The 23,833-nt window shown below is 69.7% G+C and carries 19 protein-coding genes; 13 read left to right on the top strand and 6 right to left on the bottom strand.

Annotated elements, in window-relative coordinates:
- Positions 1 to 208: 208 nt before the first annotated feature.
- The 4 genes from GGQ97_RS06890 to GGQ97_RS06875 all read right to left on the bottom strand — a co-directional run bounded on the left by GGQ97_RS06890 (position 209) and on the right by GGQ97_RS06875 (position 8,916).
- Positions 209 to 388: a hypothetical protein gene (locus tag GGQ97_RS06890; protein WP_168068248.1), complete on the bottom strand. Its 180-nt coding sequence runs from the start codon at positions 386 to 388 to the stop codon at positions 209 to 211.
- Positions 388 to 4,635 (bottom strand): translocation/assembly module TamB domain-containing protein, encoded by a 4,248-nt coding sequence (locus tag GGQ97_RS06885; RefSeq protein WP_168068247.1) that lies wholly within the window; start codon positions 4,633 to 4,635, stop codon positions 388 to 390. The genes GGQ97_RS06890 and GGQ97_RS06885 overlap by 1 nt, the downstream gene beginning before the upstream one ends.
- Complete coding sequence (locus GGQ97_RS06880; RefSeq protein ID WP_342448469.1) at positions 4,635 to 6,800, bottom strand: autotransporter assembly complex protein TamA; 2,166 nt, start codon at positions 6,798 to 6,800, stop codon at positions 4,635 to 4,637. Before GGQ97_RS06880 ends, GGQ97_RS06885 begins: the two co-directional genes overlap by 1 nt.
- 124 nt (positions 6,801 to 6,924) lie before the next feature.
- The gene (locus GGQ97_RS06875) at positions 6,925 to 8,916 is read right to left on the bottom strand and encodes a TonB-dependent receptor (RefSeq protein ID WP_168068245.1); all 1,992 of its coding nucleotides are present in this window, start codon (positions 8,914 to 8,916) and stop codon (positions 6,925 to 6,927) included.
- A gap of 104 nt (positions 8,917 to 9,020) precedes the next feature.
- Here GGQ97_RS06875 and bchI point away from each other — a divergent pair, with 104 nt between their 5' ends.
- From bchI to GGQ97_RS06855, 4 genes are read left to right on the top strand one after another with little or no spacing between them, the layout of a single operon-like run.
- Complete coding sequence (gene bchI, locus GGQ97_RS06870; protein ID WP_168068244.1) at positions 9,021 to 10,016, top strand: magnesium chelatase ATPase subunit I; 996 nt, start codon at positions 9,021 to 9,023, stop codon at positions 10,014 to 10,016.
- A complete protein-coding gene (locus GGQ97_RS06865; protein ID WP_168068243.1) occupies positions 10,007 to 11,590 on the top strand; it encodes a VWA domain-containing protein in 1,584 nt (527 codons plus the stop codon). The genes bchI and GGQ97_RS06865 overlap by 10 nt, the downstream gene beginning before the upstream one ends.
- A gap of 3 nt (positions 11,591 to 11,593) precedes the next feature.
- Positions 11,594 to 12,451 (top strand): alpha/beta fold hydrolase BchO, encoded by an 858-nt coding sequence (gene bchO, locus GGQ97_RS06860; RefSeq protein ID WP_168068242.1) that lies wholly within the window; start codon positions 11,594 to 11,596, stop codon positions 12,449 to 12,451.
- Complete coding sequence (locus tag GGQ97_RS06855) at positions 12,448 to 12,585, top strand: hypothetical protein (RefSeq protein WP_168067054.1); 138 nt, start codon at positions 12,448 to 12,450, stop codon at positions 12,583 to 12,585. The genes bchO and GGQ97_RS06855 overlap by 4 nt, the downstream gene beginning before the upstream one ends.
- On the opposite strand, the gene GGQ97_RS06850 is transcribed toward GGQ97_RS06855, so the two are convergent.
- Positions 12,582 to 13,298 (bottom strand): hydroxyneurosporene dehydrogenase, encoded by a 717-nt coding sequence (locus GGQ97_RS06850; protein WP_209022805.1) that lies wholly within the window; start codon positions 13,296 to 13,298, stop codon positions 12,582 to 12,584. The genes GGQ97_RS06855 and GGQ97_RS06850 overlap by 4 nt on opposite strands.
- Before the next feature lie 122 nt (positions 13,299 to 13,420).
- Positions 13,421 to 14,974, bottom strand: coding sequence for a 1-hydroxycarotenoid 3,4-desaturase CrtD (gene crtD / locus GGQ97_RS06845; protein ID WP_168068241.1), 1,554 nt, complete (start codon positions 14,972 to 14,974; stop codon positions 13,421 to 13,423).
- 65 nt (positions 14,975 to 15,039) lie between these two features.
- Between crtD and GGQ97_RS06840 the strand changes: the two genes are divergently transcribed.
- From GGQ97_RS06840 to pufM, 9 genes are all read left to right on the top strand, one after another.
- Positions 15,040 to 16,140 carry a methyltransferase gene (locus GGQ97_RS06840; RefSeq protein ID WP_342448468.1) on the top strand — a complete coding sequence of 367 codons (1,101 nt, stop codon included), beginning with the start codon at positions 15,040 to 15,042 and terminating at the stop codon, positions 16,138 to 16,140.
- A 107-nt stretch (positions 16,141 to 16,247) separates the two neighbouring features.
- Entirely contained in the window at positions 16,248 to 17,183 is a 936-nt protein-coding gene (bchC, locus tag GGQ97_RS06835) for a chlorophyll synthesis pathway protein BchC (protein WP_168068240.1), read from the top strand.
- Positions 17,183 to 18,166 (top strand): chlorophyllide a reductase iron protein subunit X, encoded by a 984-nt coding sequence (locus GGQ97_RS06830; RefSeq protein WP_168068239.1) that lies wholly within the window; start codon positions 17,183 to 17,185, stop codon positions 18,164 to 18,166. The genes bchC and GGQ97_RS06830 overlap by 1 nt, the downstream gene beginning before the upstream one ends.
- A gap of 12 nt (positions 18,167 to 18,178) precedes the next feature.
- The gene (bchY, locus tag GGQ97_RS06825) at positions 18,179 to 19,699 is read left to right on the top strand and encodes a chlorophyllide a reductase subunit Y (protein WP_168068238.1); all 1,521 of its coding nucleotides are present in this window, start codon (positions 18,179 to 18,181) and stop codon (positions 19,697 to 19,699) included.
- Positions 19,696 to 21,138: a chlorophyllide a reductase subunit Z gene (gene bchZ, locus GGQ97_RS06820; protein ID WP_168068237.1), complete on the top strand. Its 1,443-nt coding sequence runs from the start codon at positions 19,696 to 19,698 to the stop codon at positions 21,136 to 21,138. The genes bchY and bchZ overlap by 4 nt, the downstream gene beginning before the upstream one ends.
- Before the next feature lie 127 nt (positions 21,139 to 21,265).
- Complete coding sequence (gene pufB, locus GGQ97_RS06815; RefSeq protein WP_168068236.1) at positions 21,266 to 21,511, top strand: light-harvesting antenna LH1, beta subunit; 246 nt, start codon at positions 21,266 to 21,268, stop codon at positions 21,509 to 21,511.
- A 12-nt stretch (positions 21,512 to 21,523) separates the two neighbouring features.
- Positions 21,524 to 21,739 (top strand): light-harvesting antenna LH1, alpha subunit, encoded by a 216-nt coding sequence (gene pufA, locus GGQ97_RS06810; protein ID WP_168068235.1) that lies wholly within the window; start codon positions 21,524 to 21,526, stop codon positions 21,737 to 21,739.
- Positions 21,740 to 21,861: 122 nt separating this feature from the next.
- Positions 21,862 to 22,683, top strand: a complete 822-nt coding sequence (gene pufL, locus GGQ97_RS06805; RefSeq protein ID WP_168068234.1) for a photosynthetic reaction center subunit L — start codon at positions 21,862 to 21,864, stop codon at positions 22,681 to 22,683.
- 17 nt (positions 22,684 to 22,700) lie between these two features.
- A complete protein-coding gene (pufM, locus tag GGQ97_RS06800) occupies positions 22,701 to 23,822 on the top strand; it encodes a photosynthetic reaction center subunit M (RefSeq protein WP_168068233.1) in 1,122 nt (373 codons plus the stop codon).
- Positions 23,823 to 23,833: the final 11 nt, after the last annotated feature.

Raw genomic sequence — 23,833 nt, 5'->3', positions numbered from 1 at the left:
CGGTCCTCATTGTACCCGGTGCCGCTCCACCCAGCAGGCCACTGATTTACCCCTCTGTGGCAGGCTCCGTGAGTTCTACCCGTGCGATCGGCGCAATCGCCTGCAAACGGACGCGGCCCTGGGAGCATCTTTGTGCCAATGATCCTCGTTGCAAAGCAAACAGGCCCCTCTTGTAGGAGCGCAGCTTTAGTGCAGCCTCACATTGCTCCTATTCGGACGAATTTCCGTCGCGCTCGTCGGCGGGAAGTTCGTTGGCGAGGTTCTGGTCGATCGCCCGTGCCCGATTCTCGAGCTCGGCTCCGGCATCGTTGTAGCGCTCGTCAAAGTCGCGGCGGTCCCCGCATGCACCCAGCGCAAGCAGGCACAGCAGGACCGCCCCGACCCTCATCAATATGTCTTCCGGTACCGCACGTTGACGTTGGTGCTGTTCGATCCGCCTGCCTGGCTGAGGATCGACAGGCTGCGGCTCAGCGTGACCTCCAGCTGGGTGGCGGTGAACCCGCGGGCGTCGGTCACGACCTCCAGATAGATGTCGTCGCCGATATACTTGCCCGCTGCCAGTGCGGTCCCGCGCCCGGTGGTGTCGTCGGCGCCAAGGATTCGGAGCCTGTCGATTCCCGCCACCTGCCGCAGCTTGCCGAGCGGATTGAGCCCGCCCCCGCCCGACCCGCGCAGGGTGTTGAGCGAGGCCGCCAGCTGCACCGCCTGGATCGCGGACAATTGGCCGACCGAATTGCCGAACAGGATGCGCGACACGATTTCGTCCTGCGGAAGGCCGGGCGAGCTGGTGAAGGTGATCCGCGGGTCGAGCGCGGCGCCGGCGACGTTCACCGTCACGTCGACGTCCTCGATCGATTCGGTCGCCTGCATCGCGACCGTAGCGTCGGTCGCACTGCCGCCGTTGAACCGCACCCGGCCCTCCTGCAGCTCGAAGGAGCGGCCGGCGAAGCCCAGGGTACCGCGCACCAGGTCGATGGTTCCGGTGATCCGCGGTGCCTGGCTGGTCCCGCCGACGCGCATGTCGGCGCGCCATTCGGATTCCAGCCCCATGCCCGACACGAACAGCTGTCCCGGCGCGACGATATTGAGGTCGAGGCGAACGTCGCCGAAGCTTGCGGCAGCCGACTGCGGCGGCGCATCGCCGGTGACCCTCGGCCTGCCCCTCGGCGGCTTGAACCGGACCCCGGTCAGCTCGGGCACCTGGGCAGAGCCCTGGCGGACGATCTGATAGCGGGTGGCGGGCAGGCGCACCGTGCCGCTCAAGACCGGCGACTGGTTGGCGGCCTTGATCAGCCGCACGTTGCCGGTCGCGGTTACCCGCAGGGCATCGCTGTCGGCGAGCCGCGCATTGTCGAGCGACAGGTCGAAATTGGCCGGATAGCCGCTCGCCGCCGCCAGGCTGACATAACCGTTGCCGGTCACTGTGCCGCTCCCAGCGCGCCCGGTCAGCTGGTCGATCTGCAGACGCTCGCCGGTAAAGCGGCCCTGCAACGCCATGTCGGTGATCCGCGTGCCGTAGGTCGCATTGGCATAGGTCAGCCCCCGGCCACGCACGACGCCCTGGAGGCTCGGCCGCTCGACCCGGCCGCCGAAGTCGGCCGCGACGCCGAGCGGTCCGGCAAGGCTCTGGTCGGCCAGCCCCGCAAGCGAGAAAAGCGCATCGGCGGGACCGATGTAGCGGATGCCGCCGCTGAGCGGAGCGCCGGCGATGCGGCTGGTCCAGCTGCCCGACGGCAGGGGCTGGATCGCCGCCTGCACCCGGCCCACCACCGTGCCCCGGGTGCGCATCACGGCGTTCAGCGTGCCGGTCCCCGGCGCCAGCCGCGCGACGAGATTGACGTCGAGCGGACGACTGACCGAGGCGGCAGTGGTGCGGGTGAAGTTGCGGATCGCAAGGCTTGCGTCGAGCCGCGGGAAAGCGTTGCCGGCCTGGACGAAGTCGATGCTCCCGGTCGCCCGCCCGCCGACACCCAGCCCCGGCGCGAAGATGTTGATCAGGCTCATGTCGACCGAATCGATCCGGCTCTGCAGCGCCAGCTCGCGGCCATAGCTTCCGGCCAGCCGCATGCTGCCGCGATCGAACGCCAGCCGGGTCGGAAGCAGCTCGTAGCTGCCGCCGCGCGGCACGATGCGCGCAGGGCTTTCGGTACGGACGTCGATTCCGTTGACCCGTCCCTTGAGCGATGCGCGCCACAATCGCGGCGTCAGATCGCTGTTGAAGGCCATCCGGAACGGCACGCCCGACGTGCCTTCCGCAACGCCGCGGGCAAAGCCCTGCCCGCCGCGATAATTGATGATGGTTCGCAGCGCCGAGATGGTGGTCGACCCGAACCGCGCGTCCGCCAGCTGGGCGTCGGCGACGATCTCCGGCTGGTCGTACAGCGTGATCCGGGCATCGACGATGGCGGCGCCGACCGCGATTCCCGCGGGCTCCGGCAGGATGGCGTTGCGGGCGCGCAGGTTGACGATCGCCTGCTGGAAGCGACCCGCCGCGGCCAGCCGCACCACGCCGCCGAGCCCGTCCCCGCGCGCATTCAACTGCCCGGCGAACGGCCCGGCCGGTGTCTGCCGCACCCGGCCCTGGACGGTGACCCCGGCAAGCGTCGCGCGGCGGATGTCGACCGTCAGCGGCCCCGCTGCGGTCTGCACCGACACGTCGGCGGTGAAATCGCCATAGTCGCTCCGCCCCCGCGCCAGGATCGCATAGGCGTTGCCGGTACTGCGGATATCGGCGGTCAGCCCGGCGATGCCGATCCCGAAGCCCGGCCGCGCCGCGGTGACGATCGCGCGGGGACTGGCGACCGTCCCGGCGACCTGCACCCCGACCGGCCCATATTGCTGCGACACGCCCTGCGCGCGAAGGTCGATCCGGCCGTCGGGCGAGTAACTGCCCCGCCCGTCGGTGACCCGCAGCAGCGGCGCGTTCAATCTCAACCGCGAGAAACGGATGATCCCGTCGGTCCCGTAGGCGACATCGCTCGACGCGATCAGATTGCCGCCGAGAAAGCTGCGCACGCCCTCGTTGAACAGCCGCGTCGATTGCGCGCGGACCCGGCCGACCAAAGCGAAGCCGCCGCTTGGAACGGTCTTCACATCAGCGTCGGTGTCGATGTTGAAGATGCCGACGCTGTCGACCCGATAGTCGTTGATGCGCCCGTCGATCGCCCCGGTGTAAAGCCCGCTGCCGACGTCGGCGAGGACGATTGCCCTGGCGTCGATCCGGTTGGAGCGGATGCGGATATTGTCCGACACGATCCGCGGCCAGTCGACCGCCAGATCGCCGTCGAGGCGGACGTTGGTGATGGTGCCGCCGGCCGCCACGTCGAGGCCGGTGATCGCGCGGGCGGTGGCGGCGATCGGCACGATCATCTGGTTCTTGTCGAACCGGGCCTTGCCGCTCGCATCGAGTCCTTGCAGCCCCATGTCGTTGAACGCGAGGCTTGCGGCCGTCACCCGGTAATCGACCGTCGGCTTGCGCAGCGTCCCGTTCAGCGTCAGCGCGGCGCGCACGTCGCGTCCGGCGAGATTGGGTGCCAGCACCTGCGGCTTCAGCAGCCCGAAATTGACCTTTAGATCCTCGAACCGGTCGCGGCCGAGGTCGGCGACACCATTCGCCACCAAAGTGAAGGCATCGCTCGAGAAGCGGCCATTGAGGTCGGCGCGGCGGTTGGCCCAGGTCGATTGCAGCGCGACGTTGGTGATCGGTCCCAGCAGCGCCGCGGTCGGTCCCTCGACCAACCGCGCGACCCGGGTCGGCCCGCGCACCCCGAAGGTGCCGTCACGGGCGGTCAGCGCAAGCCGGGCGAACGGCTGGTTGTCGAGGTCGGCAAGCAAGCGGCCGTTCCACTGCTTCCAGTCCCCGCTGCCCTGCACCCGCGCCCGCACCGGTGCGGTCAGCCCGGCGAGTTTGGTCAGCACGCCATCCGCCGGCGCGCTGACGAAGGCGTCGAGCGTCAGCTTGTTGTCTTCGGGCACGGCATCGAGGTTGAGTGCCAGCCGGTCGCCGCCCGCACGGCCCTCGCCGCCGATCACCGCTGCCTGCAGCGCCACCTGCGCCCGGCGATTGGCGATGCGCGCTCGTCCGTCGATCGACCCGACCCGTTGCTCACCGGTTACCGACGGCCCGATCACCAGCCGATCGACCTTCAGCCGGCCGATGTCGATGTCGAGGTCGGGCAGAAGCGGCCCGTCGCTCGGCGGCGTGGCCTTGAATTCGGGCAACCGCGCCAGGGTCGCGGTCGGCGCGACCAGGCTTCGGATATCGACGTGGTTGTTGAAATAATCGAACGGGCGCCAGTCGAGCCGGACCAGCGGCGACGCGAAGAACACTCCGCGCGGATCGGACAGCGTGAAGCGGCGGATCGTCATCGCCCCGGTCAGCGATCCGTCGATCCGCCCGACCCCGATCTTCATTCCGTTGGCGAATTCGAGCGCTTCGATGCGGTCGGCGGCGAAGCGGCGGCCGGGATCGGTGTTGATGAACGCGAACAGCGCCAGCACCAGCAGTGCAAGCCCGACCACCAGCCCCAGCAGGACTTTGGCAATGGTCAGCGGCCAGTTGCGGTGGCGACGAACGATGATGGTCTCGCGTTCGCCCTCGGGCAGCCCCTCGGCGGTTGCGGTGGTCTCGCTCATCAGAACGCCTGGCCGATCGAGATGTAGACGTTGAAGCGGCTTTCGCCCTCGCGCCGACCGAGCGGGGTGGCGACATCGACCCGAAGCGGTCCGAAGCTGGTATAGTATCGCGCGCCGATGCCGACCCCGGTCCTCAGATCCCTCAAGCTCGGCACGCGGTCCTCATAGACCTGGCCCACGTCGACGAACCCGACCACGCCGAAGTCGCCGAAGCGGTAGCGCACCTCGCCCGCCGCCTCGACCAGGCTCAGCCCGCCGAGTGGACGCAGTTCAGGATCCTTGGGACCAAGCTGCTGGTAGGCAAAGCCGCGCACCGATCCGCCGCCGCCGCCGTAGAACCGGCGCGACGGCGCAAGCTGGAAGCGATCGATCCCAAGCGTGGTGCCGGCACGAGCGCGGGCCGCGACGACGATGCTGTCGCCGACCGGGTAATAGGCGCTGCCGTCGAGCTGGCTGCGCAGGTACGGGCGGAAGCCGTCGCTCAGCGCGCCCTCGGGCTGGACCAGGATCTGCGCGCGGAACCCCTTGGTCGGGTCGAGCAGGCTGTCGGTCTTATCGAACCCGACCTGCCCGGTCAGCGCGCCGATCAGGAACTTGCGGTCGTCCCGCCGGCCGAGCGCGAAATTATAGTCCTTTTCGATCGTGCCGAGGATTTCGGCGCCGATGCCCCAGGTGAAGGTCTTTCGCCAGATCGGCGTGCTGTCGTAGCTCAGCCGCCCGAAAATCCGCCCGGTCAGCGCCTCGAACGCGTCATAATCGCTCCGCAGCGCCTCGATCCCGGCTTGCAGCGTGCGGTCGCGCTTGCCCGCGTTGGAGCGGCGGAAGATGGCGCTCGCGCCAAGCTCCTGGGTCCCTGCGACGGCAGAAGCGACCAGCGCGCCTTCGGGCGGGAACAGGTTGCGGTGGGTCCAGCTGCCTTCGACCCGGAAGCCCTGGCCGGTGCCGTAGCCGGCGCTCGCCGCCAACGTCCGCGGCGGGCCGGCGTCCTGCGTCACCAGCATGGTCACCGTCTCGGTGCCGTCGGGGTTGACCTGGCCCGTGCGCTCGGGCTCGACCGCGACGGTGGTGAACAGCCCGGTCGCGACCAGCGCCTGGCGCAGGTCGTCGACGTCGCGGCTGTCGTACAATTCGCCCGCCTTGAACCGTGACAGCGTCTTCACATGGCCGGCCCCGAAGGCAAGGTCGCCGGTGGTGCGGAACCCGCCGAACCGCGCCCGCGGTCCCAGCGTGATCGGCAGGGTGTAATCGCCAAGATGCGTTTCGGGATCGAGCAGCACGTCGCGCTGGCCGATCGTCGCGAACGGATAGCCTTCCTGCGGAAGGACGATGGCGACGTTCGCTTCCGCCCCCTGGATGCGCTGGGCGACGATGGGCTCGCCGACGTTCAGTGCAAGGTTCCTGGTGATGAGATCGGGCGGGGTCGGAGCGTCCGCCTGGAGCGCGATGCTGCCGAGGGTGTAGCGTGTTCCCGGCGACACCTGCAGCACGGCGGTGACCGGCTGGCCATCCTCGCTCGTCGCCCGTTCGATCCGGGTCTGCACCGCGCCGTCGTACCAGCCCTCGGCCTGGAGAATCCGCTGGAGGAGCTTGCTGTCCTCGGTCAGCCGAGCCGAGAGCATCGCCTCGTTCGCCGCCTTGCCGTCCCCGTCCTCGAGCGCCGACAGGCTGTCGAATTCGCTCTGCATGCTGACATCGGTGAGCGCGTCGACCTCGGTCAGCCCCTCGACGCGGATGGCGTACCGCAGCTCGGGCACGGCTTCTGCCGCTTCCGGCTGGGCCAGCTCCACTTCGCGCACGTCGAACTGGCTTAGCGGCGGCAGCGGCTGGGTCAGCTCGGGATCGGCGGTGGGAGCGACGTCGATGCCGGCGGCCTCCTGCGCCCGCAGGCGCGCTTCGAACTCGGCCACGCTTTCGAGCGGCGTTGCAAGGGCCGGATCGTCGGCGCCGATCGGCGGCACGTCGCGGGCCAGCTCCTCCTGGCAGATGATCGGGTCGACCTGCGGCAGATTGCTTCCGGAAGGTGGCGGCGGGGCGACGGTCGGACCCTCGGGCGGGCAGACCGGACGCTGGGGCTCGGGCGCGGCGACCTGCGCGGCAGCCGGAGAAGCAGCGAAGATCAGAGTGGCGCACCCGGCCAGCAAGGTCGTTCGGACAGAGGTCGGCACCAGTGGTCGCAAATGTAAACTCTTCTCAACAGCCCCCTTCGCGCCAATGCCCCAGCCGGCAGATTGTGTCACCCCTGCGCGGCCCGCGGCCAGAATGACGGCAGGTGTCGTTTCCCGGCAACGGTCAGCGCGTCAGGCGGAGCCCGAGCCACAGGCTGCGCGGGGTGGCGCGTTCGGTGATCCCGTCCCCCGTCCGCCCGGCGATCACCCGGGCATCGAACAGGTTTTCGGCCCGCACCGTCATCGCCACGCGCGGCGACAGAGACCACGCCGCCGCCGCATCGACGGTGGTTGCAGCCGGCAGCGACAGGCGGTTGAGGTCATCCTCGTAGGCACGCCCCGAATGGCGCAGCTGCACCCCGGCCGACCGCCCGCCGCGCTCCCAGTTCACGCTCGCCCCGGCACCGAAAGACGACGTTTGCGCCGGGCGCAGCCCATCGAGCGGCGCTGCCGCCCCGGTCGCCCTGACCCGCGCATCCGCCAGCGACAGCGAGCCGCCAAGCGTCCACTCTCCCCGCGTCCACGACCCCGCGGCTTCGAGCCCGGTCACGTCGATCCGGTCGAGGTTGCGGCGCTGGCGATAGCTGCCGCCCGCAGCGACGAAGCCGACGGCCGGAAAGGTGCCCGGACCGGTCCCCAGCGTGACGTTGGCAATCGGGTCGAGCAGGCGATTGGCAAAGGCAGTTACCGACACGGAGGCCCCGCCCCTTCGCCAGTCGGCCCCGACCTCCGCCCCGCGCAGCCGCTCAGGGGTCAGCAGGGGGTTGGCGGCGACCGCATCGGTCCCGGCGCGAAACGGGCGAAAGAGTTCGTTGAGCGTCGGCAACCGCCAGCCGAGATAAGCCGCCGTACGCAGCGCGACCCGCTCGGACACCGACGCACCCGCCGCAACCCGCGCGGTCGGCCGCCAGACCCGGCGGCTGGGCACGCGCTCCTCGCTGACGGTACCGGTGACCAGCGAACGATCCCGCAATACGCCATCGGAGATGGTCCAGCGGTCCATCCGCGCGGTGCCACTCAGCGTGAAGCGGCCTTCCTGCCAGGTCAGCTCGGCGAACAGCCCGGCATGCGCGCTTTTCCCGCCCGCGCTCCGGTCGCGGGTCGGCTGCCCTGCGCTATAGGCCCCGAATTCATCGGAGCGCCCGGTCATCCGCCGCCCGTCAGTGCCAAGGCGAAGCTCGGTCCCCTTACCCACCGGCGGCCGGAGCTCCGCGCTCCACCCGACCGCTCGGCCGGGCACGTCATATTGCAGGGCGGTGCGGGTCGCGGTGGTGCGGGTCCGGTCGGTGCTGGCGAAGCTGCTCTCGAACTCCCGGCGCTGGCCATAGACCAGCGCGGACCAGCCCCACTCGCCCCGCCCGACCAGCCGCAGCGAAGCATCGGCGCCCCTTGTGCGATTGTCGGTAAAGGCCAGCCCCCGCTCGCGCCGGTCGTCGAAACCGCTCACCGCGGCCTCCAGCCCGAGCCCCGCGGCGACCTCGCCGACCCAGCGAACCCGTCCGCCGCCATAGGCATAAGGCGATGCCCGATCGGCCGGTCCGCGCACGCTCGCCTCGACGGGGACGAAGCCTTCGCCCCGCCCGCCATAGCCCGACAGCAACAGGCTTCCCGGACCCAGCGCCATCCCGGCCCGGGCACTGCCGTACAAGGCCGACCTGCTGCCGGCCTCGACGCTCCCCGCAATCCCCTCGCCGACCGCGCTCGTCAGGTGGATGGTCCCGGCCAGCGCGCCGGGGCCGTCGGCGACGCTTCCGCCGCCACGCACGATGCGCACCGCCGCAAGCGCCGCGGGATCGTAGGCGGGCCAGTTGATCCACCCGCCGAACGGGTCCGACTGCGGCACGCCGTCGAGCACCAGCAAGGCCCGGCTCGCGGCATTCCCGCCCAGCGCGCGAAGGGTCACGCCCTGACTGGTCGGCTGCCCGCTGCGCGCGTCCGACCGGCGGAACAGGATCACCCCCGCCGCCTCACGAAGTACCTGTTCGACCCCCAGCCCGCCGGCATCCTCCAGCCGGTCGCGATCGATCCGGCTGACCCCCAGCAGGCGCTCAGCCGCCGGATCGGGCAGCGCCCGCGCGGTGACCACGATTTCGGCTGGGAGAGCAAGGATCGGCATCGCAGCGCCGTAGCGGAGGAAATGCCGGAGGCAACTCGACGATGGCTGGACCGCAAGCTGGATTGACGATAGCCTCCGTCCAAGCACGTTGACACTGGAGCCTCATGGCCGCCTTTCCTTTCTCCGCGATCGTCGGCCAGGACGAGATGAAGCGCGCGCTTCTGATCGCGGCGGTGGAGCCGCGGATCGGCGGGGTGATGGTGTTCGGGGATCGCGGCACGGGCAAGTCGACCGCCGCCCGCGCGCTTGCCGCCCTGCTTCCGCCAATGAAGGTAGTCGCCGGCTGCCGCTTCAACTGCGACCCGGCCGGCATCAAGTGCAGCCACGGCGGCAACGGCAAGATCGACGAGGTGTCGGTCCCCTTCGTCGACCTGCCGCTCGGCGCGACCGAGGACCGGGTGACCGGGTCGCTGGACATCGAACGCGCCCTGGTCGCGGGCGAAAAGGCGTTCGAGCCGGGCCTGCTTGCCCGCGCCAATCGCGGCTTCCTTTACATCGACGAGATCAACCTCCTTGAGGACCATCTCGTCGACCTCCTGCTCGACGCCGCCGCCAGCGGCGAGAACGTGGTCGAACGCGAAAGCCTCAGCGTCCGCCACGACGCCCGCTTCGTGCTGGTCGGCAGCGGCAATCCCGAGGAAGGCGAATTGCGCCCGCAACTGCTCGACCGCTTCGGCCTGTCGGTCGAGGTGCGCACCCCGCAGGATATCGGCCAGCGGATCGAGATCATGCGCCGCTGCGACGCTGCCGAGCGCGACGCCAAGGCCTTCGGCACCAAGTGGAAGCGCAAGGACCGGCAGGTCCTGCGCCAGATCGCCGAGGGACGAACCCTGCTTGCCCAGCTCAGCGTGCCGGAAGCGACGCTGGCCGATGCCGCGATGTTGTGCATGGCGGTCGGCGCCGATGGACTGCGCGGCGAACTGACCCTGATCCGGGCCGCCCGCGCACTTGCCGCGCTGGAGGGCGAGACGGCGGTCGGACGAAGCCACCTTCGGGCGGTCGCACCGATGGCACTGCGCCACCGCCTGCGCCGCGGCGTGCTGGACGAGACCGGGCCGACCGTGCGGATCGAGCGCGCGATGGCCGAGCTGTGGGACTAGGCGGGGACGCCGAACTCGCCGCCCTGCTGGTGGCATCGCACCCGCGCCTGTTCGGCGGCCTGTGGATCAGGGATGAGGGCGAGGCGGACCAGGAACTGGCCGCGCTGATGGCGCCCACGCCGCTGCGCAAGCTTCCGCCGACCGTCGATGCCGAGCGTCTCGACGGCGGCCTCGACGTCGCCGCGACGCTGGCCGCCTCCCGCCCGGTGCGGCGCGCGGGCCTGCTGGAGGAAGCGCGCGGCGGGTTGCTGCTCATACCCGGCGCCGAGCGGTTGAGCGGCGCCATCGCCGGGCGGATCGCCGCGGCGATGGATGACGGTGGTCCTGCCGTATTGCTGCTCGACCGCAGCGACGCCGACGAGATCTCCCTCGCGCCCTGCCTGCTGGAGCGTGTCGCCTTCCATCTCCCCGGCAGCGGCGGAGCCGGCGATGACGAGCCGCCCGGCCCAGCCATGTCCGAAGACGAGGCGCGGACCGCCATCGCCGAGGCCGCCGCCATGCTCGGCGTCGCCGGCGCCCGCGCCGACCTGTTCGCGCTGCACGCCGCCCGCGCGCACGCCGCGATGCGGGGAGGCGCCGCCATCGATTCCGCCGCGCTCGGTTTCGCCCTGCGCACCGTGCTGGCTCCCCGCGCCACCCGCCTTCCGGCTGCGGAGCCCGAGCCAGAGCCCGAGCAGGCGCCCGATCACCCGCCCCCGCCCTCCGACGGCCAGCGCAAGCTCGAGGACGTGGTGCTCGACGCCGTCCGCACCGCGCTTCCGAGCCAGCTGCTCGCCTCGCTGCTGGCGGCGGGCGACGCGGGCAGGAAACAGGCCGGTGCAGGCAAGGCCGGTCGCCGCCAGTCTCCGCTGCATGGGCGGCTGATCGGCGCCCGCGCCGGCAAGCCCGGCAACGGCGCGCGGCTGGCGATCCTCGACACGTTGCGCGCAGCCGCCCCTTGGCAAAAGCTGCGCGGTCGTACCGACCGGATCCGGATCGCGCGGGACGACCTGCGCATCCGCCGCCACGAGGCCAAGTCCACCGCGCTGACCGTGTTCGCGGTCGATGCCTCGGGCTCGGCCGCGGCGCAGCGATTGGCCGAGGCCAAGGGTGCGGTCGAAAGCCTGCTCCAGCAAAGCTATGTCCGCCGCGCCGAAGTCGCGCTGGTCGCGATCCGCGGCGATGGCGCGACCCTGTTGCTTCCCCCGACCCGCTCGCTGACCCGCGCCCGCCGCCTGCTGGCCGAGCTTCCGGGCGGCGGCGGCACGCCGCTTGCCGCGGGAATCGATGCCGCGCGCGATCTTGCGCTCGCCGCGGCCGCACGCGGTCGGATCCCGGCGCTGGTGGTATTGACCGACGGCCGGGCCAATGTCGCGCTCGACGGGCGACAGGACCGCGTCGCCGCCCTTGCCGATGCCGCCGCTGCCGCGCGCCGGGTTGCCGGCGCTTCGCTGCGCGCCTTGGTCATCGACATCGGTCCGCGCGCCCGGCCCGAAGCCTCGACCCTCGCGAAGGACATGGCGGCCCGCTACCTCCACTTGCCGCTCGGCCAGGCTTCCGCCGTCGCCGCCGCGGTGACCGGCGCCGCCGCCTGAGCCATGCTCGACTTCGCGACCCAGGGCCGGGACTGGCCGCTCCACGAGCATAGCCGGTTCGTGGAGGTCGCGGGCCTCCAGTGGCATGTGCAACTGCTCGGTCAGGGGCCGCCCCTGCTGCTGCTCCACGGCACCGGCGCCAGCAACCACAGCTGGCGCGACGTCGCGCCCATGCTCGCCGACCGTTTCCAGCTCGTCATCCCCGACCTTCCCGGCCACGGCTTCACGCGCGGCGCCCTCCGCGGCGGCCCGACACTCGATGGGATGGCCGATGCGATCGCCCGGCTCCTCGCCAGTCTCGGGATCGAGAAGCCGCACGTCGCCACGCACAGCGCCGGCGCCGCGATCGCCTGCCGGATGGCCATCGACGGCACGGTCGCCGGACCGATCACCGCCTTCTGCCCCGCCCTGCTGCCGATGGGCGGAAGCGCCGCGCCGCTGTTCGGCAGCTTCGCACGGATGCTGTTCCTCAACCCGCTCGCCATCTCCCTCTTCTCCTCGGTCGCGCGCACTCCCGGGCAGGTCGAGCGATTCCTCGAGCGGGCGACAGGATCGCGGATCGAACCCAGGGGAATCGCACTCTACCAGCGGCTGTTCGCCGATCCCGATCACCTGCGCGGCACGATCGCGATGATGGCGAACTGGCGGCTCGAGCCGCTTGAACGCGCGCTTCCCCACCTGCCCGTCCCTTTGGCCATCGTGCACGGCGCCGAGGATCGGTCCATTCGCCCGTCCGACGCCCGCCGCGCGGCGCGGCTGGCGAAAGCGGCGTTCGAGCTGGTGCCGGGCCTCGGCCATCTGCTGCACGAGGAACGACCCGAGCTGGCGGCGGCACGGATCATCGCGGGAGGACAGGCATGACCAATTACGGCTGGATCGAGATGGTGTTCGTCGCGGTGGTCGTGCTCGGCATCGGCGGCTGGCAACTGGTGTCGATCAACCGCGAGATCGCGCGCGACCGCGCCCGCAAGGCCGACGAGACGAAGGAGCCCTAGGGCCGCCGCGGCATCTTGTAGGGCAGCATCCACTGCACGATCGGCGAGCGGAAGCGGTCAAGCGACAGGCTTTCGTGCACCGCCAGAACCTCCCGCCCGAACAACCGGCTGGCGACCGCCGAGCGGGCGTAGAACGGGCTGTCCTCCCACGTCCCCACCACCCGCGCGTGGCCGCGATCGGCCCGGGTCCGACGCCCCATCAGCCAGCGCGTCGCGGGCAAGGGCGCGCCCATCGGCAGCGGCTCTTCCTGCCCATGGCCGTGCGCGTCGAAGCGCAACGCGGAGGCGAAGGTCGACCCGTCGCGGCGAACGCCCTCGTACAACACCGCCGCTTCGGCGCCGACGTGGGCCCGCGACCATTGCCAGTCGGCGAAGCCGTCCTCCAGCGCCTCGCTGCCGTGATTGCCGTCGAGATAGCCGGTCCCGCTCCAGCTGATGCCCGGGCGCTCCATCTCGACCCGGATTCGCGAGCGCGGCGCGAAGGCCCGCCAATGGTGGCGACCGGCGGGATCGAGCGCGAAACGCTGCCCACTCCACATCTCGGGCTCGACGACCACCTTGCCCCGTACCGGCGGGTGGAATGGCACGCCGAGCCAGATCGCCTGCTCCTCGATGTCGATCTCCAGCCGGTCGCCTTTCCAGTGCAGCAGGCTGTCCCCCATCGCCAGGTGGTCGGGCCCGCGCGACAGGCTCGAATGACCGCGCTCGGTCATCGTCCACCGCGCCCCCTTGGGCCCGTAGAGCGCGACGTTGATGCAGGCATGATCCAGCGGATCGCCCCGCCCACTCTTCTTGTAGTAGGGCGAGAAAACCGAGCCCAGGAACGCGATGATGGTCAGCCCGAAGGCACCGCAGTCGGAGATGGCATCGACATACCACCAGGCATAGCCGCCGGCCGGAACCGCCTGGTCGAAGCCCAGTCCCCCAGCACGGTCTGCGCGGCCAGGCGCCCGGACAAGGCTGCCATCGGCACCCCCGCCCCCGGATGGGTGCTCCCGCCGGCGCAATAAAGCCCAGGGATCCGAGTCCGGTCGCTCTGCCGGAGGAAGGAGGCCGCCCACCCGTGCGAGGCCCGTCCATAAAGGGCTCCACCCGTCGCCGGGAAGCGGTGCGCGAAGTCCGCCGGGCTGGTGACCAGCGGCTCCGCCTGCGGCTCCAGCGTCAAGCCGCAACGACGCAGCCGCTCCAGCATCGCGGTTCCACATGCGGCGATCTCCTCGGGTCCGTAAGGGTGGGTGTCGCCGTTGGCCGGCGCATTGACGATGACCTGCAACCGTTCGCCCTCGCCCGGTGGCTGGCCGGGACGGTCGAGCGCGCAGACATAAGCGGTCGGGCTGGCCGCCAGCCGGCCCTGCTTCAGGGCGTCGAACTCGGCGCGATAGTCAGGCGAGAAGAACACATTGTGCCGGTCGAGCGGAAAGCCATCGCTGCGCGCCTTGATTAGCCAGGTCACCGCCGACAGCGAGCGCCGCGCGCGCGGCACCGGGCGCACCGCGCGCCGCGCCGCATCCCCGAACATGCCGGAGCCAAGCGCCGCCGGATCGGCATTGGCGATCACCGTCGACGCGCGGATCACCTCGCCGCTCGCCAGCCGCACGCCGGCCGCGCGGCCGCGCTCGACCAGCACTTCGCTGACCGGCTCGCCGAACCGCAGCCGCGCCCCCTGCTCGCGGGCCAGCGTCGCCAGCGCGTCGGCGAGCGCGCTCAGCCCGCCCTCGATCAGCCACACGCCCTCGGCCTCGACATGCGCGATCAGCATCAGGGTTGCGGGCGCGTCAAAGGGCGAGGAGCCGCAATAGGTGCTGTAGCGCGCGAACAATTGCCTGAGCCGTGGATCGCGAAAATGGTCGCCCAGTGCGCTCCACAGGCTCTCGTAAGGCCGGATCGCCCGCAGCGCGCCGAGCCGCCACAGCCCGATCCGCCACATCAGCATCGGTGGATAGACCCGGCTGTTACGCATGAAGGAGGAGTCGAGGATGCCGTGGATCCGCTTCGCCTCGGCGGCAAAGACACGGTAGCCGCGCGCCGCGTCCGCCCCGGCGAATTCCCCGATCGCCTGCTCGCTGCGTTTCGGATCGACGAACAGGTCGAGCCGCTCGCCTTCGCTCCAGGCATGGCGGGCCAGCAGGTCGGCGCGGCGAATGGCGCAACGCTGGTCGAGGTCGGCCCCGGCCTCGGCGAACAGCGCCTCGAACACGTCCTTGCAGGTGAACACCGTCGGCCCGGCATCGATCGCCACCCCGCCGACCTCCTGCCGGCGCACCTTGCCGCCGGGGTGGGCGTCCTTCTCGACCAGGGTAACCGGCACGCCGCGGGAGGCGAGATGGATCGCGCTGGCAAGGCCGCCGATCCCGGCGCCGATCACCACCACTTGCTCCGCGCCCTGCATCGCCGCCTCCATTGACGGACAACCTAACACGTGTCCATTCTTGTTGACAGCAATAAGGAACAAGCGTGCTTGACAGACAGCGTCCCTTGCCCGCCGCGCGTTCGCATCCCGGCCTGGCGCTGGTTGAGTGGCGCAACCGGCTGATCGCCAGCCCCCGCTTCCAGGCCCTGGCGCAGCGCCTGCTCCCCGGCCGCTGGATCGCCCGCGCCCATGCCCGCCGCTTGTTCGATCTCACCGCCGGCTTCGTCTACAGCCAAGTCACCGCCGCCTTTGTCGAAAGCGGCCTGCTCGACGCCCTCGCCGCCGCGCCCCTGACCGGCGAGGAGGCCGCCGCCGCCGCCCGCCTTACCGAGGACGCGGTCACCACCCTGCTTCTCGCCGCCGCCTCGCTCGGGCTGGCGCAGCGCATCGGCGATCGCTGGACGCTCGGGGTGCGCGGCGCTGCGCTGCTGGCGACGCCCGGCCTAGGCGCGATGATCCGGCACCACCGCTTGCTTTATGCCGACCTCGCCGATCCGCTGGCTATGCTTCGGCGCAGCGGCGGCGGGGCGCTGGCCCGGCTGTGGGACTATGCCCCCGGCTCCCAGCCCGCCGACGCCGCCACCTATTCCGAGCTGATGGCGGCGACCCAGCCGATGGTCGCCGCGCAGGCGCTCGCCGCCTATCCCTTCGCCTGCCACCAACGCCTGCTCGACATCGGCGGCGGCTCCGGCGCCTTCCTCCGCGCCGTGGGCGAGCGGGCTCCCGGGCTCGAGCTTGGCCTATTCGAGCGCCCTGAGGTGCTGGCCGCCACCACCGCCTCCCCCGGAATCGCCCGGCATGGCGGCGACTTCCGGCACGATCCGCTGCCAGGCGGCTACGACCTCCACACCCTCGTACGAGTGCTCCACGATCACGATGACGGTGCCGCGCTCGCCATCCTGAAGGCGAGTCGCGCGGCGCTTGCTCCCGGTGGCCGACTGCTGATCGTGGAGCCGATGGCCGCGCTGGGCTCAGCGCCCGAAGGCCACGCCTACTTCGGCATGTACCTCGCCGCCATGCGCTCTGGCCGTCCCCGCGATCCCGGCGAGATCAGCGCCATGCTGCAAGCCGCTGGATTCGCGCGCGTTCAGCCAAGAACGACCCCGCTCCCCCTCGTGGCAAGCTGCCTCGTCGCGTTCACCTGACGTCCATCTTGCTTGACAGTCTTTTGTGTCAAGCGCAGAAGACACCTGGAGGAAGTCGGTGGTGTGGGATCAGCCACAAGTCCGGTTGGTCCTCCCAGGAACGGTCGTTGGACGCACTTGCCGTCATCATCGAAGGACCACAGCGGCTCGCGCTTCGCGAGCTTGCGCTGGAACCGATGAGCGAGGGCGATGTCCTGGTCGACGTCGCCTGGAGCGGAGTCAGCTCGGGCACCGAAAAGCTTCTCTGGTCCGGCGCCATGCCGCCCTTTCCGGGCCTCGGCTACCCGCTGGTCCCGGGCTATGAGTCGGTCGGCCGGATAGTCGACGCCGGCAGCGACGCCAAGGGCCGCATCGGCGAATGGGTGTTCGTCCCGGGCGCGCGCTGCTTCCGTGACGCGCACGGCCTGTTCGGCGGCACCGCCCGTCGCCTGATCGTTCCTGCCGCGCGTGCCCTCCCGGTACCCGAGTCGCTCGGCCAGGACGGCATCCTGCTCGCCCTTGCCGCCACTGCGGCCCACCTTCTCGAAGGCGGCCCGGCGCCCGAGCTGATCGTCGGTCACGGCGTGCTCGGCCGCCTGATCGCCCGCCTCGCCATCGCCTGTGGCGCGCCGCCGCCCACCGTCTGGGAAGCCGATCCGCTCCGTTCCGGCGGGGCGCAGGGCTACTCCGTCACCACCGCCGAGGCCGATCCCCGCCGCGACTACAAGGTGATCGTCGACGTTACCGGCGACAGCAGTCTGCTCGACACCCTGATCGGCCGCCTCGCGCCGCAGGGAGAATTGGTGCTTGGCGGCTTCTACGCCGCCCCGATCCAGTTCGCCTTCCCGCCCGCCTTCATGCGCGAAGCCCGCATCCGGATCGCCGCCGAATGGCAACCGGGCGACCTCGCCGCGGTGCGCGCCCTGGTCGAGGCCGGCCGCCTCTCGCTGGCCGGGCTGATCAGCGACGTTCGCCCGGCCGAGGAAGCGGGCGAAGCCTACCCTTACGCTTTCAACGACAGGCGCTGCCTGAAGATGGTGCTCGACTGGAGAGGATGGCCTTGATGCTCGACCACCATCAGGACCTTCGGGTCGAAGCGGCGCAGGAGCCGGATCCGGTGCACACCGCCGAACCGACCTCCAAGACCCAGATCATCGCCATCTACGGCAAGGGCGGCTCGGGCAAGAGCTTCGCGCTGGCCAACCTTAGCTACATGATGGCCCAGCAGGGCAAGCGCGTGCTGCTGATCGGCTGCGATCCCAAGTCCGACACCACCAGCCTGCTGTTCGGCGGCAAGTCCACGCCCACCATCATCGAAACCAGTTCGGCCAAGAAGCTGGCGGGCGAGGAAGTCGGGATCGAGGACGTCTGCTTCCAGCGCGATGGCGTGTTCGCGATGGAATTGGGTGGGCCCGAGGTCGGTCGTGGCTGCGGCGGGCGCGGGATCATCCACGGTTTCGAAACGCTCGAGAAGCTGGGCTTCCATGAGTGGGGCTTCGACTACGTCCTGCTCGATTTCCTCGGCGACGTGGTGTGCGGCGGCTTCGGCCTGCCGATCGCCCGCGACATGTGCCAGAAGGTCATCGTCGTCGCCTCGAACGACCTCCAGTCGCTCTACGTCGCGAACAACGTCTGCAAGGCGGTGGAATATTTCCGCAAGCTCGGCGGTAACGTCGGCGTTGCGGGCATGATCCTCAACAAGGACGACGGCACCGGCGAGGCCAACGCCTTTGCCGAGGCTGTCGGCATTCCGGTGCTGACCGCGATCCCCGCCAACGAGGACATCCGCAAGAAGAGCGCCAACTACCAGATCATCGGCATGCCCGGTGGCCAGTGGGGCAGCCTGTTCGAGGACCTCGCGCAGAACGTCGCCACCGCGCCGCCACTGCGCCCGACCCCGCTCGACCAGGACGGCCTGCTCGGCCTGTTCAGCGCCGACATCACCGGCGCCGACTATTCGCTCAAGCCCGCGACCCAGGCCGACATGCGCGGCGGCGCGGGCTTCGCGCCCAAGCCCAGCCTCGAAGTGATCTACGACGATGTCTGAGGCGCTGGCCTGATGGACTATGCCGCGCCCTCCTCGCGCGAGCTCGACCGCATCGAGGTCGAGGATGCTGGCGGCTGCCATGCCGGTGCCGAGCGGCTCCACGCCGAGGCGACTGCGGCAGGCAAGGGCGAGCTGCTCGAAGGCTTCGCGCGCGACTATCCCGTGGGCCCGCACGACCAGCCGCAGAGCATGTGCCCCGCCTTCGGCTCCCTGCGGGTCGGCCTCCGGATGCGGCGCACCGCGACCATTCTCTCGGGCTCGGCCTGCTGCGTCTATGGCCTGACCTTCACTTCGCACTTCTATGGCGCCAAGCGCAGCGTCGGCTACGTTCCGTTCAGTTCGGAGACCCTGGTCACCGGAAAGCTCTTCGAGGACATCCGCGACGCGGTGCACGAGCTTGCCGATCCGGCCCTCTACGACACCATCATCGTCACCAACCTGTGCGTTCCCACTGCTTCGGGCGTGCCGTTGCAGCTGCTTCCGAAAGAGATCAACGGCGTCCGCGTCATCGGTATCGACGTGCCCGGCTTCGGCGTGCCCACACATGCCGAAGCCAAGGACGTGCTGGCCGGTGCGATGCTCGCCTTTGCCCGCGCCGAGGCCGCCGCCGGCCCGGTCGCGCTTCCCCGCGAACGCTCGGACAAGCCGACCATCACCCTGCTTGGCGAGATGTTCCCGGCCGATCCCGTCGTCATCGGCCAGCTTCTCGCACCGCTCGGCCTCGCCGCCGGGCCGGTCGTCCCGACCCGGGAATGGCGCGAACTCTATGGCGCGCTCGATTGCGCCGCGGTCGCCGCCATTCATCCGTTCTACACCGCCAGCGTGCGCGAATTCACCGCTGCTGGTCGCCCGGTCATCGGCTCGGCCCCGGTCGGTGTCGACGGCACCGCCGCCTGGCTCGACGCGATTGGCGCCGCCTGCGGAATCGCTGCCGACACCGTCGCCGCAGCGAAGAACGCAATACTTCCCGGCATCCGCGGCGCGCTCGCCGCCATGCCGATCAAGGGCCGAGTCACCGTCTCGGGCTACGAAGGCTCCGAACTACTGGTCGCCCGCCTGCTGATCGAAAGCGGCGCCGACGTCCCCTATGTCGGCACCGCCTGCCCGCGCACCGCATGGTCCGATCCCGACCGCGAATGGCTCGAAGCGCGCGGCGTCCGCATCAACTATCGCGCCAGCCTCGAGCAGGATCTCGCGGCGGTCGAGGAATATGGTCCCGACCTCGCGATCGGCACCACCCCGGTGGTCCAATATGCCAAGAGCCGTGGGCTTCCCGCGCTTTACTTCACCAACCTCATCTCCGCCCGACCGCTGATGGGCCCCGCCGGCGCCGGCAGCCTCGCCACAGTGATCAACGCCGCCATTGCGGGCAAGGATCGCATGGCCTCGATGAAAGCTTTCTTCGAAGGCGTCGGCGAAGGCCCGACCGCCGGCATCCATCACGACGTCCCCGCCGACCGCGAGGACTTCAAGGCCCGCTACGCCGCCCGCCGAATCGCCGCCGCCAAGGCTGCCGAGGCGATCGGCTCATGACCCTGATCCTCGATCACGACCGCGCCGGCGGCTATTGGGGTGCGGTCTACGCCTTTACCGCGGTCAAGGGTCTGCAGGTCGTCATCGACGGCCCGGTCGGCTGCGAGAATCTGCCGGTCACGAGCGTCCTCCACTACACCGACGCGCTTCCGCCCCACGAACTGCCGATCGTCGTCACCGGCTTGTCCGAGCAGGAACTCGGCCGCGACGGGACCGAAGGAGCGATGAAGCGGGCCTGGGCGACGCTCGACCCCGACCTGCCGAGCGTGGTCGTCACCGGCTCGATCGCCGAGATGATCGGCGGCGGCGTGACGCCCGAAGGCACTACCATCCAGCGCTTCCTTCCCCGCACCATCGACGAGGACCAGTGGCAATCCGCCGACCGCGCCCTCCTCTGGCTGTGGACCCAGTTCGGCCCCAAGAAAGTGCCCGGCCCCAAGAAGTTGAAGGAGGGCGACAAGCCCAAGGTCAACATCATTGGCCCGCAATACGGCACCTTCAACATGCCCTCGGACCTCGCCGAGATCCGCCGCCTGGTCGAAGGCATCGGCGCCGAGGTCAACATGACCTTCCCGCTTGGGTCTCACCTCGCCGACATCCGCAAGCTCGCCGATGCATCCGTCAACGTCTGCATGTACCGCGAATGGGGCCGCAAGCTCTGCGAAGAGCTCGACCGGCCCTACCTCCAGGCGCCGATCGGCCTCACCTCGACCACGCTGTTCCTGCGCCAGCTGGGCGAACTCACCGGCCTCGACCCCGAACCCTTCATCGCCCGCGAGAAGCACACCACCATCAAGCCTTTGTGGGACCTGTGGCGCTCGGTCACCCAGGACTTCTTCGGCACCGCCAGCTTCGGCATCCACGCGTCCGACACCTACGCCCGCGGGGTCCGCGCCTTCCTCGAGGGCGACATGGGCCTGCCCTGCAGCTTCGCCTTTGCCCGCCGCGCCGGGGTCAAGCCCGACAACCAGGCAGTGATCGCCGCCTGCGCCAACCAGCCCCCGCTGATCGTGTTCGGCAGCTTCAACGAGCGCATGTACCTCGCCGAATGCGGCGCCCGCGCGACCTTCATTCCCGCCAGTTTCCCGTTGCCGATCATTCGCCGCCACACCGGCACCCCTTTCATGGGCTATGCCGGCGCGACGTACCTGCTGCAGGAAGTGTGCAACGCGCTGTTCGACGCGCTTTTCCACATCCTCCCCGGCGCCGCCCAGATGGACAAGGTCGAGGCGACACCCACCCGCGGCCTGGCCGAGCTCGCCTGGGACGAGCCCGCCCGCGCCAAGCTGCAGGCGATCGTCGATGCCCAGCCGGTGCTGGTCCGCATCTCCGCCGCCAAGAAATTGCGCGACGCCGCCGAACGCGCCGCGCGATCCGCAGGCGAGCGTACGGTTACCGCTGATCGCCTCGCCGACATCCTGATGGAGCAGCTCGCATGAGCCGCCCCGACCCCTTCGCCTGGATCCCCAGGCCCACCCCCTTCGTGGACGGCAACGCCCACGGAGAAAGCCGCCCGCTGGCGTTCGCGCCTCCTTCTTCGGAAACGGGCATAATGGAGAGCGACGCATGAGCGACACAAGAGAGCGCGATGATCGCTTCGGTCCGGGTACCTACCTGACCCCGGAGGAAGCGAAAGAATTCCACAAGATCTTCGTCACCAGCTTCCTGCTGTTCACGGCGATCGCCATTGTTGCCCACTTCCTTGCCTGGATGTGGCGGCCGTGGCTTCCCGGCGAGGCCGGCTACGGTGCTTCCGCAATGATCGACACCGGCCAGCAGATGGCCAGCGTCGTCCTGACGATCTTCAGCTAAGGAGCCCTGGCCATGTGGAGAATCTGGCTGATCTTCGATCCCCGCCGTACCCTGGTGGCGTTGTTCACCTTCCTGTTCGTGCTGGCATTGCTGATCCACTTCATCCTGCTCAGCACCGACCGGTTCAACTGGCTTGACGGACCGCGCGGGCAAAATGCCGCAATGACGGCAAGCTCGCCGGCTGCGGCACCTCCGGTCGCCGCGGCACCGGTCGCACCCGCCCAGTAAGCCTTGTCCGCTTCGAAGGGCTCCGGGTGGCGGCTCGCCGCTCGCCCGGCAGCTCTTCGAAGCGGATACCTCGCCTTTCACCATCCTGCCCAGCAACGGGCGCGAACGGGAGCGCTGTCCCCATGATCCTCAGCTACGAGCGCAAATACCGGGTTCGCGGCGGCACCCTGCTGGGCGGCGACCTTTTCGATTTCTGGGTCGGACCCTTCTACGTCGGCTTCTTCGGCGTGCTGGGTGCCTTCTTCACCCTGCTCGGCACCGGGCTCATCCTGTGGGGGGCCGCGATCGGCCCGACCTGGAACCCGTGGCTGATCTCGATCGCCCCACCCGACATCAGCTACGGCCTGGCGCTTGCGCCGCTGCGCGAGGGCGGATTGTGGCAGATCATCACCTTCTGCGCGATCGGATCGTTCAGTTGCTGGGCGCTGCGCGAAGTCGAAATCTGCCGCAAGCTCGGCATCGGCTATCACGTGCCGGTCGCCTTCAGCTTCGCCATCTTTGCCTATGTCAGCTTGGTGGTGATCCGCCCCATGCTGCTCGGAGCCTGGGGCTTCGGCTTCCCCTACGGCATCTTCAGCCACCTCGATTGGGTCAGCAACACCGGCTACCAGTATCTGCACTTCCACTACAATCCGGCGCACATGCTGGCGGTGAGCTTTTTCTTCACCACCACCCTGGCGCTCGCGATGCATGGCGGCGCGGTGCTGTCGGCGGTGAACGTGCCCAAGGGCGAGCCGGTCAAGACCCCGGAATATGAGGACAGCTTCTTCCGCGACCTGATCGGCTATTCGATCGGCACCCTGGGCATCCATCGCCTGGGCCTGCTGCTGGCGCTCAACGCCGGCTTCTGGAGCGCGATCTGCATCATCATTTCCGGGCCTTTCTGGACCCGCGGCTGGCCGGAATGGTGGACCTGGTGGCTCAACCTGCCGATCTGGTCGTGATGGAGGGGAATTGAGCCATGGGCGCCTACCAGAACATCTTCACCCAGGTGCAGCTTCGGTCCAAGCCGGAATATGGAGCGCCCCTCCCGGTCGGCAACGATCCCCGCGTCGGTACCGGCGGCTACCATTACTGGCTGGGCAAGCTGGGTGCCGCGCAGGTCGGACCCTTTTACCTCGGCAAGCTTGGCCTCGCCTCGCTGATCTGCGGCTTCCTCGCATTCGAGATCATCGGTCTCAACATGTGGGCCAGCGTGAACTGGGATCCGGTGCAATTCGTTCGTCAGCTTCCCTGGCTCGCGCTTGAACCGCCGGGACCGGAATGGGGCTTCTACCCCTTCGTCCCGCTGGCCCAGGGTGGCTGGTGGATCATGGCAGGTTTCTTCCTGACTTGCTCGGTGCTGCTGTGGTGGGCACGCACCTACCGCCGCGCGCGGGAGCTCGGCATGGGAACCCACGTCGCCTGGGCCTTCGCCAGCGCCATCTGGCTGTTCCTGGTGCTGGGCTTCATCCGCCCCGGCCTGATGGGCAGCTGGGCCGAAGCGGTGCCGTTCGGGATCTTCCCGCACCTCGACTGGACCGCGGCTTTCTCGATCCGGTACGGCAACCTCTTCTACAATCCCTTCCACGCGCTTTCGATCGCGTTCCTCTATGGTTCGACTCTGCTTTTCGCGATGCACGGTGCGACCATCCTCGCCGTCAGCCGCTACGGCGGCGAGCGCGAAATCGAGCACATCACCGACCGCGGCACCGCGCTCGAACGCGCCGCCCTGTTCTGGCGCTGGACCATGGGTTTTAACGCCACGATGGAATCAGTGCACCGCTGGGCCTGGTGGTTCGCCGTTCTGACTACGCTGACCGGCGGCATCGGCATCCTGCTGACCGGAACGGTGGTCGACAACTGGTACCTGTGGGCACAGGAACATCATTACGCGCCGTCCTATCCGACGACCAACACCGCCGACCCTGCCCTCCAGCCCCTGCCCGTGCCCTACGATGCCGGCGCGGCGGCGAGCCCGGCGGTTCCGGCCGACGCCGGAGGACTTCCGGTCGGTGACGCTGCTGGTCCACCGCCGGCCGTCGCCACGCAGCCCACCACGGTCCCGACGCCCGCGGCGCCGACGCCGCTGCCGGCCCGCTGAGGAGAGACTTG

This window comes from Sphingomonas kaistensis, from assembly GCF_011927725.1.
Classification (GTDB): Bacteria; Pseudomonadota; Alphaproteobacteria; order Sphingomonadales; family Sphingomonadaceae; genus Sphingomicrobium; species Sphingomicrobium kaistense.
Note: the sequence above shows the minus strand (reverse complement) of the source record. Positions and strands in the feature narration are given on the sequence as shown.